Genomic DNA, 15214 nt, shown 5'->3' with positions numbered 1-15214 from the left:
TAATAAACGCCAACAAGTTTATCACAGAAAATAGTTGTAAATGAACTGTATAGGTAAAGAATAAAAAAACTATTTTTAGGATTCAATAAGTTAAATCCATTCCAGCCCTAGAAGCGCATAATATTTCGTCATAGCACAGAACGGACCGCAAACTCCTATAAAATATTCCTCATGTAAGAGCAGGAAAAATTTAAGTTTTCAGTCCTATGTTATTTAAGAATTATGTTATTTAAGAGCTATATTATTTAAGAAAAAGCCATCAGATAGTGAGTTTTATTCATTCTTAGCAAAGATCAATGTAATAGCTCTTTACTGATAACAAAAAGGCGATGATAGTGATAATCCTTATCATGACCCCAGCAATAATTAGCCCAGGTTCCATAGAAGTCATCCCACGAGGTAATCAGGTTCAGTGGACGTTCCTCTTTAGCGCCATCAGAAACATACACATGATACCCACTAATGCTGATAGCCCAAGCAATCATACGCTCCCAAAACCTACGTCCATCTAGCGTTTGCTCACTGTCAGACACGACAATGGAGTATCTTTCAAGGAAAAATCTAAAAAACTCTTGTGGCAAACCTCGCACTGCCCCGTCATGTTGAGGAAGAACTGTACGCCATACAAGTATCTGTGTGCATGTTTTTTTTGATGGAACAATTAATTCCATAAATTTGAGCTTTACCGCGTAAACCGTCTCCGGCATATCTGCATCAGTCACCAATCTATATTGATTGCCAGAAACAGATGTCAGTAAGCGGTAACCGTGTGGAGTAACAAATCCAGGCAAAGAAAAGTCTTTCACTCCACGTTCAATGAAAGCCTGAGTGTGTTCTGCATTTTTCTCTATCATGTTAAGTTTGATATCGAAATCTACTTCAGGAATTAACTTTAGCATTGCTTCATCACTAGTTGCCAATATTTACTATAATCCAAACACTCACTCTTACTCCATAAGTGAAAAATCTCGCTGCAACGTCCTATATAATTTGACATTTTCACGCTATGTACACTACCTAGGTACAATACAAACGAAGATCACATTCTATCTCTATTCCTTAAACTATTCTTGATTAATATGCGAACAAAATCGCAACATATTTAACATAAATTGCTAGTCTTAATAAAAAGTGAAAGCTTTCATCAACCACTTATCTCATAAGAAACGGTATAACAAACTGGAGACTTAGCAATGAAAAAAATCCTATTGTGTTGTGCGGCCGGTATGTCCACCAGCATGTTGGTACAACGTATGCAAGCAGAAGTGATAAAACGGGCATTGGACATTGAGATCAAAGCAGCTCCCATAGCCGAATTAGAACACCGGATAGCCGATGTTGACGTTGTTTTACTCGGTCCACAAGTGAGGTATCAATTGGCCCATCTTTCCGCTATCGCCAAACCACACGGCAAACCAATAGACGTTATTGACATGACGGATTATGGCACTCTTCGTGGTGATAAGGTTCTCGATAAGGCACTAAGCCTGTTGGAATAAACAATTTCATTACCATTCGGAGTCCCCCCATGAGTCTCTATACCTCTTTTACACGTGTCTTAGAAAACTATATTATCCCGATTGCCGGGCGAATCGGTAACCAACGGCATATTATTGCAATGCGTGACGGCTTTATCTCAGCCATGCCATTTTTGATCATCGGCAGCATGATGTTAATTGTGGCAAACCCACCCTTCGATTTACAGACTGCATCCTCATTCGGCCAAGTTTGGTTGTCCTTTGCCAAAACTCACTGGGACACCATCACTATGCCTTACTTTATGACTATGGGTTTAATGAGTATCTTTGTTTCGGTCGGCACCGCCTACAGTTTAGCTAAATCTTACGGTTTGGACGGACTAACTTCTGCTTTACTGTCACTAATGGCGTTTTTGCTAGCAGCAGCACCACAGATAGAAAACAAAATAGCACTCGATTTCCTCGGCGGCACCGGTGTATTTACCGCATTAATTTGCGCTATCTGGTCAGTTGAACTAACACGTTTACTAAAAAAATATAACATTACCATCCGAATGCCAACACAAGTGCCGCCAGCAATTGCCCGTTCTTTTGAACTTCTATACCCAGTCATAGGTATCTTGCTAACAGTTTATCCTGCCAGCTTGCTACTACAGAGTGAACTCAATCTACTTATTCCCGCAGCCATAATGCAGATGTTCCACCCACTCATTTCCGTCGGTGATACTCTGCCTGCCATTATACTGGCGCTACTCATTGCGAACCTACTGTGGTTTGCCGGTATTCATGGCGCCAACATTGTCACTGGCTTGATGGCCCCTATTTTTATGGCAAATATTGCCGCCAATGCAACATTAATGGCTCAAGGTACGGCTACAACACAAATTTTTACTGACCCTTACTGGTCGTTTTATATCTGTATTGGCGGCTCTGGCTCTACGCTGGTTCTGGCGTTCCTTTATCTGCGCAGCCGTTCTATACATTTGCGTACTATCGGAAAACTGAGCGTGGTTCCGTCCATATTCAATATTAACGAACCACTACTGTTTGGCTCACCCATTGTGATGAATCCAACCTTATTCATTCCACTACTGGTTGTGCCATTGGTCAATGCAGTATTGTCTTACAGCACTCTGCATCTTGGCCTGGTGCATAAAATGGTCGCTCTTTCCCCCTGGACTGCGCCGGCGCCATTCGGCGCAATGATTTCCGCTGCCTGGGATTATCGTGCGGCAGTACTCGTGTTCATACTAATGATAATCGACCTCTTTATCTGGTATCCCTTCTTCAAAATTTATGAAAAACAGTTGGTCAACGAAGAAAATAAACAGCGAGAAAACACAGCATCCACCGGTGTAGAAACTCAATCCCAACCCTAATTTTCGGAGGATTTACACATGAATTTAGGACAAACCATTGATTTAGAAAAAACTATTGTAGAGCTATTGGTTCATGCCGGAAGCGCGCGCAGTCACGCGCTAATGGCATTACAACATGCCAGAAACAGTGACTTTCAGACAGCACAAACACTGATGGCTGAATCCCAACAGGCAATTAAAGAAGCACACACGATTCAAACCACCCTCATCGGATTGGATGAAGGCTGCGGTAAATTACCTGTCAATCTCATCACTGTCCATGCGCAAGATCATTTAATGAACGCAATGGTTATTCAAGATCTCGCCAGCGATATGATTGAACTCTATCGCCGAATACCATCACAAGAGGAAAAGGTATGAAACGAATCAAAATAGCCGTTATTGGCGGCGGTAGCAGCTACACACCTGAATTAGTCGAAGGGCTTATTCAACACCAAAAAAACATTCCACTATCTGAGCTGGCATTAGTTGACATTGACAGTGGAAAACAGAAAGTAGAAATTATCGCCGCGCTTACTCGCCGTATGTTAGCTCGTCATGGCATGGAACACGTTATTGTCAGCGTCCATTTCACACCAGATAACGCCATTCGCGGGGCTAATTTTATTTTAACTCAATTACGTGTCGGTCAGCTTCCGGCTCGCTCTGCGGACGAGCGTCTGGGACTAAAATATGGCTTGATCGGTCAGGAAACTACCGGCGTAGGCGGCTTTGCCAAAGCATTACGCACCATCCCCATTTTGCTGGATATTGCCCATAAAGTTGAACAAGTTGCACCGGACGCATGGATTATTAACTTCACCAATCCAGCCGGGATCGTTACCGAAGCAATTTCCCGCTATAGCAAAGCAAAAATTATCGGCCTATGTAATGTCCCGGTCACAATGCATCACATGATAGCTAATATGCTACAACGCCCTTATCAGGATGTGCAGTTACACTTTGCCGGGCTGAATCATATGGTCTGGGTACATCAAGTACTAGTCGCGGGTCAGGATAAAACTCAACAGGTACTTGATATGCTATGCAATGGTGCAACCTTAACCATGAATAATATTCAAGAAGCGCCCTGGCCTCCGCCACTCCTTAAGGCACTAGGCGCAATCCCTTGCCCTTATCACCGCTACTTCTACCAAACCCGCAATATGTTACAGGAAGAGCACGAAGCCGCTGTCGCACAAGGCACCCGGGCAGAACAGGTCATGAAAGTAGAACAGGAACTATTTGAACTGTATGCTGATCCAGAACTTGATCACAAGCCAGAGCAACTCAGTTTCCGCGGTGGCGCATTCTATTCTGAGGTTGCACTGGATCTGATTTGCGCCATTCATAACAATCTCGATAGCCAATTGGTAGTCAATACCACAAACCACGGCGCTATTCGGGGTTTACCGGACGATGCCGTCATCGAAACCAATTGTATTATTAATGCAGAAGGCGCCCACCCGCTGACATTCGGCCGCCTGCCTGACAGTATGTATCCTCTGACGCAACAGATAAAAACCTATGAACGCTTAACGATCAAAGCAGCAGTTCATGGCGACCGCGACGCCGCACTATTGGCGCTGATCACCAACCCACTGGTTGCCGATGTAGACATTGCTTCACCACTATTGGATGACGTATTAGCAATAAACCGTGATTATCTACCGCAATTTCAATGAATAAACATAAAGTTAAAACGATATCTGTTACTTCTGACTAACAGATATCGCTAACTGACTTTGTAACCTCTTTTTTTTGCGGCGCCGCACGCATTTATCTTTCACGTTAAGTTTGAACAAGAGATTCTGTATTATACTGCGCTGAAATCAATTGATTGAAGAATATTGGAATATAAAGTTTCAATACGTTGAAATTTTAGGAAAATCTATGCCATTTAAAATAGAAAACTTGGGATATGGTGAAGCACATATCTCAGATTTTGAGGTGTCTGGCGTGGAATATACCCTGATTATAATGGAGATTATTTCAAAGGGAGATTCTTCTGTCTTTTTACCTGAAAATTACAGCTTCGATTTAAACAATTTTTTCGAAGTCTCATTTGATGCAAAAAACAATTTAGATAACAACACGCTATTTGAGAGGTGTCCTACAAATAACCATAATCAGATGATAGGGATTATGTACGCAGTTGAAAGGCTGATTAATGAGCACTATAATGCGGTCAGCCCTAGTGGATACATTTTACTAGCCGCAGATGAGCGACTAAACAGGGTCTATAAGCGGTATATATATCGATTTGTGACACAAAACGGCTTTACCATAATAGATAAGTTAGAGCCAAACGGGAGGGGTTATGTCATACATACATAACGAACAAGCTGAAAAAGGAAAGCTTGAACTCGAAGAAGCGGTAGCTAAAAAAGCGGAACGTATGAGAGCTGCTTACAGCGCCCTAAAAAAATCCGAAAGAGAGGGTACTGTTCAGTATCTCAATGAAAAACGAAACTGGTACGTAGTCCGATAAACATTTGAAGGGAGCTTTTCGCTCCTTTTTTGCTTCATAACTAAAACCTAACACCCTCGATAATGGCTTTCTTGTGTATGTTCAAAATAATACCCAAATTTGAAGCAGGCGATGCTGTAGACATTGAGAAGATTAGTAAACAAGGATCAATTATTCAAAAAGCCGCCAAAAAACGATTGACTGAATCTGACTTACTAAATGGCTTATCTGCTTATACTGCTCATGCCGACGAAAGAGTGACTCCAAATAATCAGGAGCTTAATTACTGATGTTCGTGCCTAAACGTGGTGATATTTGCCTTCGTGACTGCTCCACGGAATAAGATTAATTACCCAACCCATCCCCGCTCTTCCCTAATTAAATCATTCAAAGCGGGGGTAATGAATCGAATTTATTGCTTCAGTTAATGATTCCGATTAACAGATTCAACGGAAGATTCAATATATCGTTCTTCGGGACGGAAAATAGCGACCAGTCGGAAAATCAAACTCATCCCGATACCTACAATCGTTGCCAGCGCCATACCTTTAAGTTCAGCGACACCGATATTAATTTTCGCCCCACTGACGCCGATGATAAGAATAACGGAAGTCAGGATAAGATTTTGCGCTTTGTTGTAATCCACTTTGGAATCAATCAGCACCCGAATCCCTGATGCGCCAATAACCCCATAAAGCAACAGCGATACACCGCCCATGACTGGAACCGGCACGGCCTGAATTGCCGCCGCCAATTTACCGACGCAGGAGAGCAAAATCGCCAGTATCGCAGCACCGCCAATAACCCAAGTACTGTACACTTTGGTAATTGCCATGACACCAATATTTTCACCATAAGTCGTATTCGGCGTTGAACCAAAGAAACCGGAAATCACAGTTGATAAACCATTTGCGAACATAGAACGATGCAAACCCGGCTCTTTTAACAAATCTTTCTTCACAATATTCGCCGTCACAACTAAATGACCAACATGCTCCGCTATCACAACCAGCGCCGCAGGCAAGATCGTCATAATAGCGAGCCATTCAAAACGCGGGGTATAAAAAGTTGGCAATGCAAACCACGGCGCTTCACGTATTGGCGTCAGGTCAACTACCCCCATCAGAAACGCCAACGCATAACCTACCAATACGCCAATGAAAATCGGGATAATGGCCAGAAACCCACGGAACATCACTGAACCAAGCACGGTTACCGCCAGCGTTACCAGAGAAATTGTCAACGTTGTCGGATCAATACTGGCGCCTTCCGCCGGACGCAAACCCGCCATATCAGCCGCAACACCAGCAAGTTCCAGACCGATAACAGCCACAATCGCCCCCATTGCCGCAGGCGGAAACAACACATTAATCCAACTTCGCCCTGCCACCTTGACAACCAGTGAAATCAGACAAAATAGCACACCGCACAGAATAAACCCGCCCAGAGCCAACTCATATCCCAGCGGCAACAGCAATAAAACCGGCGAAATAAAAGCAAAACTCGATCCCAAATACGCTGGAACTTTCCCCTTACAAATCACCAGATACAACAATGTACCGATACCGTTAAACAGCAGAATTGTCGCCGGGTTGACTTTAAACAAAACAGGCACCAATACCGTCGCACCAAACATAGCAAAAAGATGTTGGAAGCTGAGTGGAATGGTCTGTAAAAAAGGAGGCCGCTCATCTACTCCAATTGTACGACGGGTCATTTTCTTTATCCTCTTAATATTCTTTGCGTTAGAGCCAAAAAAAAGCCGACTCAAAAGTCGGCTAACTTATTATTTCGTACCAAATATCTTATCGCCCGCATCCCCCAGGCCAGGCACAATGTATCCCTGTTCATTGAGTCTCTCATCAATAGAGGCTGTATACAGTTCCACATCAGGATGGGCTTTTTCCAACGCGGCAATACCTTCAGGAGCGGCCACCAAAACCAGAACTTTAATCGACTGGCAGCCGGCTTTTTTCAGTAAATCGATAGTTGCAATCATAGAGCCGCCGGTTGCCAACATAGGGTCAACCACCAGCGCCATACGTTCATCAATATTGGAGGCCAGTTTCTGGAAATAAGGGACAGGTTCTAAGGTTTCTTCATTACGATAAACCCCTACGACGCTGATCCGGGCACTGGGAACATTCTCCAATACACCATCCATCATCCCCAATCCCGCACGCAGAATAGGTACGACAGTTATTTTTTTACCTTTAATCTGCTCAACTGCCACCGGACCACACCAGCCATCAATAGTGACTTTTTCAGTTTCTAAATCAGCAGTCGCTTCATAAGTCAGAAGGCTTCCAACTTCTGCGGCCAGTTCACGAAAGCGTTTGGTGCTGATATCATTCGCTCGCATCAGACCGAGTTTATGTTTAACAAGAGGGTGATTCACCTCAACGATCTTCATGGACTTCTCCTACTGTATGTCATGTCGCCAGCAGACAAAAAAACCGCGAGATTATACCCTCTTTTAACCATAACACCACTACCAATCCGTTGATTTTCATCAAGCGCAGCCCTACTTGCGAGAATTTTGATCCTAAACAAGAGTCTCGCAAACGTTTGCTTAGACTGTTAGAATTGTTACTATTCTGTCTTAATTTATCAAACGCAACCGCCTTGGGGGCTTCGAGTGACCAACAAAACCTCTCTCAGTTATAAAGACGCCGGTGTCGATATCGACGCCGGTAACACCTTAGTCAACCGTATTAAAGGTGTTGTAAAACAGACCCGTCGCCCGGAAGTTATGGGTGGTTTAGGCGGGTTTGGCGCTTTATGCGCATTACCACAAAAATACCGCGAACCCATTCTGGTTTCTGGTACTGATGGCGTCGGCACCAAGTTACGTCTGGCAATGGATCTCAAACGCCATGACACTATCGGCATTGACTTAGTTGCAATGTGCGTTAATGACCTGGTTGTTCAAGGCGCAGAACCCCTATTTTTCCTCGATTACTATGCAACCGGAAAACTGGATGTTGATACTGCCGCCAGCGTTATCACCGGTATCGCGGAAGGCTGTCAATTATCCGGCTGTGCTTTGGTCGGTGGAGAAACCGCAGAAATGCCGGGGATGTACCACGGCGAAGATTATGATGTTGCCGGCTTCTGCGTCGGCGTGGTTGAAAAATCAGAAATTATCGATGGCAGTAAGGTTCAAGCGGGTGATGCCTTGATTGCCCTTGCCGCCAGCGGCCCTCACTCAAACGGCTATTCTCTGATACGCAAAATTCTGGCCGTCAGCAACACCGATCCAGAAACAACAGAGCTTGAAGGTAAATCACTGGCAGATCACCTACTCGCCCCGACAAAAATTTATGTGAAATCCCTTTTATCCTTGATTGAACACGTTGATGTTCACGCTATTGCTCATCTAACCGGCGGCGGTTTCTGGGAAAATATTCCGCGCGTTCTACCTGAAAAAACCCAGGCGCAGATTAACGAATCCAGTTGGCAGTGGCCGGCCATATTTAATTGGCTGCAACAGACAGGCAATGTTAGCCGTCATGAAATGTACCGTACATTCAACTGTGGTGTCGGGATGGTAATCGCATTACCACCAACAGCCGTTGAACAGGCTATTGAATTACTCACTGCCGCCGGTGAGAAAGCCTGGCATATCGGCTCTATCGCGGCACTGCAAGAGGGTGAACAACAGGTCATTATTAAATGAAAAATATCGTTGTACTCATCTCTGGCAGCGGCAGCAATCTCCAGGCGGTGATTGACGCCTGCCAGCAGAACAGAATCAATGGTCAGGTTTGCGCGGTATTTAGCAATACAGCAAATGCTTACGGTCTGTTACGCGCTAAACAGGCGGATATTCCCGCTCATGTTATTAGCCCGAAAGACTATGCAGATCGCCCGGCTTATGATGAAGCGTTGAAACATGCCATTGATCAGTATCAACCAGACTTGGTGGTCCTCGCGGGTTATATGCGTATTCTGACGCCAGATTTCGTGCAACACTATCTTGGCCGCCTGTTAAACATTCACCCTTCTCTGTTGCCCAAATATCCTGGCCTGCATACTCACCGCAAAGCGATAGAAAATGGTGATACAGAGCACGGTACTTCCGTCCATTTTGTAACAGAAGAACTGGATGGCGGTCCGGTGATCCTGCAAGCTAAAGTTCCTATTTTTGCCGGTGATCAGGAAAATGAGGTTGTTAAACGGGTTCAGACCCAAGAACACGACATCTATCCGTTAGTTATCAACTGGTTTATCGAAGGGCGCCTAAGTATGGTTAATGGCAAAGCGTATCTGGATGGAAAGATGCTCCCTCCAGAAGGCTATGCCGCGGAATAATCTATTTATACCCTATGGATTTCAAGATGCATCGCGACGGCAAGGGAACGAATCCCCGGGAGCATAGATAACTATGTGACCGGGGTGAGTGAGCGTAGCCAACAAAGAGGCAACTTGAAAGGTGACGGGTATATACCCTAATGGGTATATTAACGGCATTAACGGCTAATTACAGTGCTGTGGTAACATACCCGGCACTGCGAGCTATTATTAATTATGTTCCTTACTAAAAACACTGAGGTGTCAAATGTCTGGTGGTTCTCATACCCCACCTGTTAGGTTACGTCCCCTTGAACGGGAAGATCTCCCTTTTGTCCATCAATTAGATAACAATGCCAGCGTAATGCGTTACTGGTTCGAAGAACCTTATGAAGCTTTCGTTGAACTATGCGATCTCTATGACAAACATATTCACGACCAGAGCGAGCGCAGGTTTATTATCGAAAGTTCTGACGCCAAAGTGGGTTTAGTTGAATTAGTCGAAATCGACTATATCCACCGCCGGTCAGAATTTCAGATTATTATCGCTCCTGCGCATCAGGGCCAAGGTCATGCAACCAAAGCGGCAAAACTAGCGATGGAATATGCATTTTCCGTCCTTAATCTGTATAAACTCTACCTGATTGTTGATAAAGAGAACGCCAAGGCCATTCACATCTATAATAAACTAGGTTTCTATACTGAAGGCGAGTTAATAGACGAATTCTTTATTAATGGTAGTTACCACACAGCCATTCGCATGTGCGTTTTTCAACATCAATATTTTGTATCCAAGGAAGATGAAAAAATGAGTCAGCAATTACAGACAGAAATATAGCGACAAACGACGCCCTGTCGTATTCAAAGTTTTAATACTTTTACCTTAACACCTGGAGTAACAATGTCCCAAGACAGGCTCTATACCGAGAAAGAACTTAGTTGGTTATCATTCAACGAACGTGTGCTTCAAGAAGCGGCGGATAAGAGCAATCCATTAATAGAACGGATGCGGTTCCTTGGTATTTACTCCAATAATCTGGATGAATTTTACAAAGTCCGTTTTGCTGATGTAAAACGGCGGATATTAATTAATGAAGAACGAGGATCGGCCGCCAGCGCTCGAAATGTACTGAAAAAAATTCAAGCTAAAGTGGCTAAAACCGATCAAGAATTTGATGTGCTCTATAATGAATTGCTATTAGAAATCGCTCGTAATCAAATTTTTCTAATCAATGAACGACAAATTTCACCCAATCAACAAATCTGGTTACGTCAATATTTTCGTCAACATCTGCGGCCACACACTACGCCAATCTTAATCAATCCAGAAACCAACCTGGTTGAATTTCTGAAAGATGACTACACTTATCTGGCAGTTGAAATTGTCCACGGACAGAATATTCAATATGCGCTATTGGAAATTCCGTCAGATAAGGTGCCACGTTTTGTTAACTTGCCGCCTGAAATGCCGCATCGCCGCAAATCAATGATCCTGCTAGATAATATTATGCGTTATTGTCTTGATGAAATTTTCAAAGGCTTTTTCGATTATGATTCCCTGAACGCCTACTCAATGAAAATGACCCGTGATTCTGAATATGATCTAGCCACAGAGATGGAATCAAGCTTGCTCGAACTGATGTCATCCACGCTGAAACAACGGCTGACAGCGGAACCGGTAAGATTCGTTTACCAACGAGAAATGCCAGATGAAATGGTGGAATTACTGCGTAGCAAACTTGGTTTGTCAAACGATGACTCGGTGATTGCTGGCGGACGCTATCACAATTTTAAAGATTTCATTAAATTCCCCAATGAGGGGAAGAGAAATCTACTCAATAAACCCTTGCCGAGATTACGACACACTTGGTTTGATAATTTCCGCAATGGATTTGATGCGATTCGTGAACAAGATGTGCTGCTCTATTATCCCTATCACACCTTTGAACATGTGTTGGAATTATTACGTCAGGCTTCTTTCGACCCAAGTGTACTTTCCATCAAGATCAATATTTACCGGGTAGCAAAAGACTCCCGCATTATTGATTCCATGATCCATGCCGCCCATAACGGTAAAAAAGTGACAGTTGTGGTTGAATTACAGGCCCGATTTGATGAGGAAGCCAATATTCATTGGGCCAAGCGGCTAACCGAAGCGGGTGTACATGTTATTTTCTCAGCACCGGGACTAAAAATTCACGCAAAGCTGTTCCTTATTTCCCGTCTGGAAGGCGAAGAAATTATTCGCTATGCTCATATTGGTACGGGTAATTTTAATGAAAAAACAGCTCGCCTCTACACCGACTACTCCTTGCTGACAGCCAATCCACAAATTACTAACGAAGTACGTCGGGTATTCAACTTTATTGAAAATCCCTACCGTCCGGTTAAATTTGAAAACCTGATGGTTTCGCCGCAAAATTCCCGCGCGATGCTCAACCAGCTTATTTCACAGGAAATCGCCAACGCCAAAGCAAATAAGCCGGCAGGCATTACATTAAAGATTAATAATCTGGTTGATAAAGAGCTGGTGGACCGTTTATACGACGCTTCAGAAGCGGGGGTAAAAATACGTCTGCTGATACGTGGTATGTGTTCACTGGTACCCAATCAGCCCGGGTTTAGTGAAAATATTCAGATTATCAGTATCGTTGACCGTTTCCTCGAACATGATCGGGTTTACGTATTCACTAATGACGGAGATGAAAAAGTCTTTCTGTCGTCTGCCGATTGGATGACCCGTAATATCGACTACCGAATTGAAGTTGCGGTTTGCCTACTTGATCCACAATTAAAACAACGGGTACTGGATATTCTCGAATTACAATTCAATGATACAGTCAAAGCCCGTTACGTTGATAAAGAACTGAGCAATAGTTATGTGCCACGAGGTAATAAGCGGAAAATCCGGGCGCAACTGGCTATTTATGACTATATAAAAGCCCTCGAACAACCTGAACCAAGAGCTTAATCTATGCCGCTAACACACGACAAGCCAACACCCAGACCAATAGAAATCGCGGCTATTGATCTGGGCTCAAACAGTTTTCATATGATTATCGCACGAATTGTTAACGGCGCATTTCAGATCCTGGGCCGCCTAAAACAACGCGTCCATCTCGCCGACGGCCTTGACCACAACAATCAATTAAGCGAAGAAGCAATGGAGCGCGGTCTTGCTTGTCTGGCTCTATTCGCAGAACGATTACAAAGCTTTCCTGCTGATAATGTTTGTCTGGTGGGCACTCACAGCCTACGTGAAGCCAGTAATGCAAAAGAATTTATTGAACGCGCTAAAGACGTTATCCCCTACCCGATTGAAATTATTTCCGGTCATGAAGAAGCCCGTCTAATCTATATGGGAGTGGAACATACGCAACCAGAAAAAGACCGTAAACTGGTGATTGATATTGGCGGCGGCTCCACTGAGCTGGTAATTGGTGAAAATTTTGAGCCAGTATTAGTAGAAAGCCGCCGAATGGGATGCATTAGTTTCGCCCACCAATTTTTTCCCGATGACGAAATTAGCACAGAGAAATTCCGCAGAGCGCGGCTCGAAGCCGCGCAAAAACTGGAAAATCTCTCATGGCAATACCGCGTCACCGGCTGGAATTCAGCACTTGGCGCATCAGGGACGATTAAAGCCGTATATGAAGTACTGGTCGCAATGGGAGAAAAGGATGGATTAATCACCCCTGAACGATTAGAGATGCTAGTCAAAGAAATACTCAAATTCAAAAAGTTAAAAACCTTTGATCTACCTGGATTATCAGACGATCGCAAACATTTTTTTATTCCTGGCCTGGCTATCTTATGCGGTATATTCGATGCTCTGCACATAAAAACGCTACAACTCTCGGACGGCGCACTACGTGAAGGTGTTTTGTATGAAATGGAAGGCCGCTTCCGTCATCAAGATATTCGCCAAAGAACCGCAAAAAGTTTAGCTGAACACTATAATATCGACAGAGAACAGGCCAGGCGCGTACTTAATACGACTGAAACACTTTACCAACAGTGGGCAATGCAAAATCCCAAACTGGCGCAACCTCAACTCGAAGCGATTTTACACTGGGCGGCAATGCTACATGAAGTTGGACTAAGTATTAACTTAAGCGGATTACAACGACACTCTGCCTATATTCTGCAAAACACCAACTTACCGGGCTTTAATCAGGAACAACAATTACTACTGGCAACCTTGGTTCGCTATCATCGTAAAACAATAAAACTGGATGATTTACCAAGATTCAATTTATTCAAGAAAAAACAGTATCTGCCATTAATACAGATCCTACGTCTGGCAACGTTACTCAATAATCAACGCCAATCCACAACTATCCCTGAATCACTCAGACTCGTTACTGATGATAGTCATTGGGCGCTCTACCTGCCTTACAACTATTTATCAGAAAACACCCTGATGCAACTTGATCTGGAAAAAGAGCAAAGTTACTGGCATAACGTTACGGGTTGGCAATTAGAAATAGCCGAGGAATCAATATAGCGATCTCAAACTATGAAAAAAAAGAAGCGATCTCAGATAATTAAATTGGTTTTACTTATCAGCTTTCTGATTTTATTTGGCCGTTTCATTTACTCATCCATCGCGGCATTAGAGCATCATCAGCAAAATAAAAAAGCCATAATAGAGAAAAGTGAAAATCATCAAATGAAATAATCAACCTGGCGCCTAAATTAATGTAATTATTTCACTGCTTCCCCGAAGAATTCGGGGAAACAAGCTATCATAAATGTCATAATTTCAAAAGAATAACACCCACAATTATTATCACAATGCCCATCCACTGAATTCGGCTCAACCGTTCTCCGCGAATAAAAAAACCTAATAACGCGGTGACGCCACTTGCCAATGAACTCAAAACGGTAACAACGGCAACATGTCCCGTAGCAGAGCCGTAAGCTAATGAAGCAAACCCTATCAAACTAAAGAAACTAATTGAAAAAACCAGAGCGATAATTGAAATCGGCGGTAATGATAAATTCCCTTTTTGTAACAACGTGAGGAACAAAAGAACCACAGCGGTTAAATAGTAAACCCATAATGCATTGATAACACCCAGATCTTTAACAGCAAATTCCCCTTGCAGCCAGAAGCCCAAACCAAACATCAATGAAGATAAAAGCGCGAAGAAAATTGAACCAGATGATTCTCGTCGTCCATCTTTTGATTTCGGTATACTGGTTAGACAGGCGCCAACAACACAAATAAATAGACTAAACAAAACCAAAGCGGTCATTGCTTTCCCATTTATCAGTGACAAAATCGTGGTAACGGCCCCATAAAGCGAAACAATCGGCGCGACAATAGAGGCTTTGCCGATCGATAACGCTTTAAGCAAAAACACCATTGCCATTAAATTGCAAACCGAAGCAACAACACATATAGTCAGTTGCAAGAAGCTTGCATTAACAAACGACATCTCAAAATAAAAAAACAGCAGCAACGATAAAACAAAAAAACCAAATAGCTGGCTGTAGAATAAAGATTTAGCAACGCCGATTTTTCTTGCCACTTGCCCTGCCAGAAAATCAGTACTCCCCCAGCACAATGCTGAAATCAACCCCATCAGGATAGCCATAATGATGATCTC

Annotated in this window: 16 protein-coding genes; 12 read left to right on the top strand and 4 right to left on the bottom strand. The window is 43.4% G+C overall.

Going from position 1 to position 15214, the window contains the following annotated elements; genetic code table 11:
• Nucleotides 1-293: 293 nt before the first annotated feature.
• The gene (locus EAE92_RS11135; RefSeq protein ID WP_214068131.1) at nt 294-899 is read right to left on the bottom strand and encodes a hypothetical protein; all 606 of its coding nucleotides are present in this window, start codon (nt 897-899) and stop codon (nt 294-296) included.
• 294 nt (nt 900-1193) lie between these two features.
• Here EAE92_RS11135 and EAE92_RS11130 point away from each other — a divergent pair, with 294 nt between their 5' ends.
• From EAE92_RS11130 to EAE92_RS11100, 7 genes are all read left to right on the top strand, one after another.
• Nucleotides 1194-1499: a PTS sugar transporter subunit IIB gene (locus EAE92_RS11130; RefSeq protein WP_214068130.1), complete on the top strand. Its 306-nt coding sequence runs from the start codon at nt 1194-1196 to the stop codon at nt 1497-1499.
• A gap of 29 nt (nt 1500-1528) precedes the next feature.
• Complete coding sequence (locus tag EAE92_RS11125; protein WP_214068129.1) at nt 1529-2857, top strand: PTS sugar transporter subunit IIC; 1329 nt, start codon at nt 1529-1531, stop codon at nt 2855-2857.
• A gap of 18 nt (nt 2858-2875) precedes the next feature.
• The gene (locus tag EAE92_RS11120) at nt 2876-3217 is read left to right on the top strand and encodes a PTS lactose/cellobiose transporter subunit IIA (protein WP_214068128.1); all 342 of its coding nucleotides are present in this window, start codon (nt 2876-2878) and stop codon (nt 3215-3217) included.
• Nucleotides 3214-4521: a 6-phospho-beta-glucosidase gene (locus EAE92_RS11115; protein ID WP_214068127.1), complete on the top strand. Its 1308-nt coding sequence runs from the start codon at nt 3214-3216 to the stop codon at nt 4519-4521. Before EAE92_RS11120 ends, EAE92_RS11115 begins: the two co-directional genes overlap by 4 nt.
• Nucleotides 4522-4729: 208 nt before the next feature.
• On the top strand, nt 4730-5173 hold the full coding sequence (locus EAE92_RS11110) for a hypothetical protein (protein ID WP_214068126.1): 444 nt from the start codon (nt 4730-4732) through the stop codon (nt 5171-5173).
• Entirely contained in the window at nt 5157-5327 is a 171-nt protein-coding gene (locus tag EAE92_RS11105; protein WP_214068125.1) for a hypothetical protein, read from the top strand. Before EAE92_RS11110 ends, EAE92_RS11105 begins: the two co-directional genes overlap by 17 nt.
• A gap of 77 nt (nt 5328-5404) precedes the next feature.
• Nucleotides 5405-5596, top strand: coding sequence for an AbrB/MazE/SpoVT family DNA-binding domain-containing protein (locus EAE92_RS11100; protein ID WP_214068124.1), 192 nt, complete (start codon nt 5405-5407; stop codon nt 5594-5596).
• Between the two features lie 134 nt (nt 5597-5730).
• On the opposite strand, the gene uraA is transcribed toward EAE92_RS11100, so the two are convergent.
• Together uraA and upp are read right to left on the bottom strand one after the other, a co-directional pair.
• Nucleotides 5731-7023, bottom strand: coding sequence for a uracil permease (gene uraA / locus EAE92_RS11095; protein WP_214068123.1), 1293 nt, complete (start codon nt 7021-7023; stop codon nt 5731-5733).
• 69 nt (nt 7024-7092) lie between these two features.
• Nucleotides 7093-7719, bottom strand: coding sequence for a uracil phosphoribosyltransferase (gene upp, locus EAE92_RS11090; RefSeq protein ID WP_036805138.1), 627 nt, complete (start codon nt 7717-7719; stop codon nt 7093-7095).
• A 225-nt stretch (nt 7720-7944) separates the two neighbouring features.
• Here upp and purM point away from each other — a divergent pair, with 225 nt between their 5' ends.
• The 5 genes from purM to ppx all read left to right on the top strand — a co-directional run bounded on the left by purM (nt 7945) and on the right by ppx (nt 14106).
• On the top strand, nt 7945-8985 hold the full coding sequence (purM, locus tag EAE92_RS11085) for a phosphoribosylformylglycinamidine cyclo-ligase (protein ID WP_214068122.1): 1041 nt from the start codon (nt 7945-7947) through the stop codon (nt 8983-8985).
• Nucleotides 8982-9620 (top strand): phosphoribosylglycinamide formyltransferase, encoded by a 639-nt coding sequence (purN, locus tag EAE92_RS11080; RefSeq protein ID WP_214068121.1) that lies wholly within the window; start codon nt 8982-8984, stop codon nt 9618-9620. Before purM ends, purN begins: the two co-directional genes overlap by 4 nt.
• A gap of 247 nt (nt 9621-9867) precedes the next feature.
• On the top strand, nt 9868-10437 hold the full coding sequence (speG, locus tag EAE92_RS11075; RefSeq protein WP_110087418.1) for a spermidine N1-acetyltransferase: 570 nt from the start codon (nt 9868-9870) through the stop codon (nt 10435-10437).
• 63 nt (nt 10438-10500) lie between these two features.
• On the top strand, nt 10501-12570 hold the full coding sequence (gene ppk1, locus EAE92_RS11070; protein WP_214068120.1) for a polyphosphate kinase 1: 2070 nt from the start codon (nt 10501-10503) through the stop codon (nt 12568-12570).
• A gap of 3 nt (nt 12571-12573) precedes the next feature.
• The gene (gene ppx, locus EAE92_RS11065) at nt 12574-14106 is read left to right on the top strand and encodes an exopolyphosphatase (protein ID WP_214068119.1); all 1533 of its coding nucleotides are present in this window, start codon (nt 12574-12576) and stop codon (nt 14104-14106) included.
• Between the two features lie 250 nt (nt 14107-14356).
• Here ppx and EAE92_RS11060 read toward each other — a convergent pair whose 3' ends face one another.
• Complete coding sequence (locus tag EAE92_RS11060) at nt 14357-15202, bottom strand: DMT family transporter (protein ID WP_214068118.1); 846 nt, start codon at nt 15200-15202, stop codon at nt 14357-14359.
• Between the last annotated feature and the right edge of the window lie 12 nt (nt 15203-15214).

Origin of the sequence: Photorhabdus hainanensis, assembly GCF_018448965.1 — a bacterium.
GTDB classification, from domain to species: domain Bacteria; phylum Pseudomonadota; class Gammaproteobacteria; order Enterobacterales; family Enterobacteriaceae; genus Photorhabdus; species Photorhabdus akhurstii.
The sequence above is the reverse complement of the archived record's forward strand: the minus strand, read 5'-3'. Positions and strand labels throughout refer to the sequence as shown.

Excerpts from the sequence above, each read along its gene's own strand:
- EAE92_RS11135 (WP_214068131.1), bottom strand. The coding sequence starts at position 899 with ATGCTAAAGTTAATTCCTGAAGTAGATTTCGATATCAAACTTAACATG.
- EAE92_RS11130 (WP_214068130.1), top strand. The coding sequence starts at position 1,194 with ATGAAAAAAATCCTATTGTGTTGTGCGGCCGGTATGTCCACCAGCATG.
- EAE92_RS11125 (WP_214068129.1), top strand. The coding sequence starts at position 1,529 with ATGAGTCTCTATACCTCTTTTACACGTGTCTTAGAAAACTATATTATC.
- EAE92_RS11120 (WP_214068128.1), top strand. The coding sequence starts at position 2,876 with ATGAATTTAGGACAAACCATTGATTTAGAAAAAACTATTGTAGAGCTA.
- EAE92_RS11115 (WP_214068127.1), top strand. The coding sequence starts at position 3,214 with ATGAAACGAATCAAAATAGCCGTTATTGGCGGCGGTAGCAGCTACACA.
- EAE92_RS11110 (WP_214068126.1), top strand. The coding sequence starts at position 4,730 with ATGCCATTTAAAATAGAAAACTTGGGATATGGTGAAGCACATATCTCA.
- EAE92_RS11105 (WP_214068125.1), top strand. The coding sequence starts at position 5,157 with ATGTCATACATACATAACGAACAAGCTGAAAAAGGAAAGCTTGAACTC.
- EAE92_RS11100 (WP_214068124.1), top strand. The coding sequence starts at position 5,405 with ATGTTCAAAATAATACCCAAATTTGAAGCAGGCGATGCTGTAGACATT.
- uraA (WP_214068123.1), bottom strand. The coding sequence starts at position 7,023 with ATGACCCGTCGTACAATTGGAGTAGATGAGCGGCCTCCTTTTTTACAG.
- upp (WP_036805138.1), bottom strand. The coding sequence starts at position 7,719 with ATGAAGATCGTTGAGGTGAATCACCCTCTTGTTAAACATAAACTCGGT.
- purN (WP_214068121.1), top strand. The coding sequence starts at position 8,982 with ATGAAAAATATCGTTGTACTCATCTCTGGCAGCGGCAGCAATCTCCAG.
- speG (WP_110087418.1), top strand. The coding sequence starts at position 9,868 with ATGTCTGGTGGTTCTCATACCCCACCTGTTAGGTTACGTCCCCTTGAA.
- ppk1 (WP_214068120.1), top strand. The coding sequence starts at position 10,501 with ATGTCCCAAGACAGGCTCTATACCGAGAAAGAACTTAGTTGGTTATCA.
- ppx (WP_214068119.1), top strand. The coding sequence starts at position 12,574 with ATGCCGCTAACACACGACAAGCCAACACCCAGACCAATAGAAATCGCG.
- EAE92_RS11060 (WP_214068118.1), bottom strand. The coding sequence starts at position 15,202 with ATGGCTATCCTGATGGGGTTGATTTCAGCATTGTGCTGGGGGAGTACT.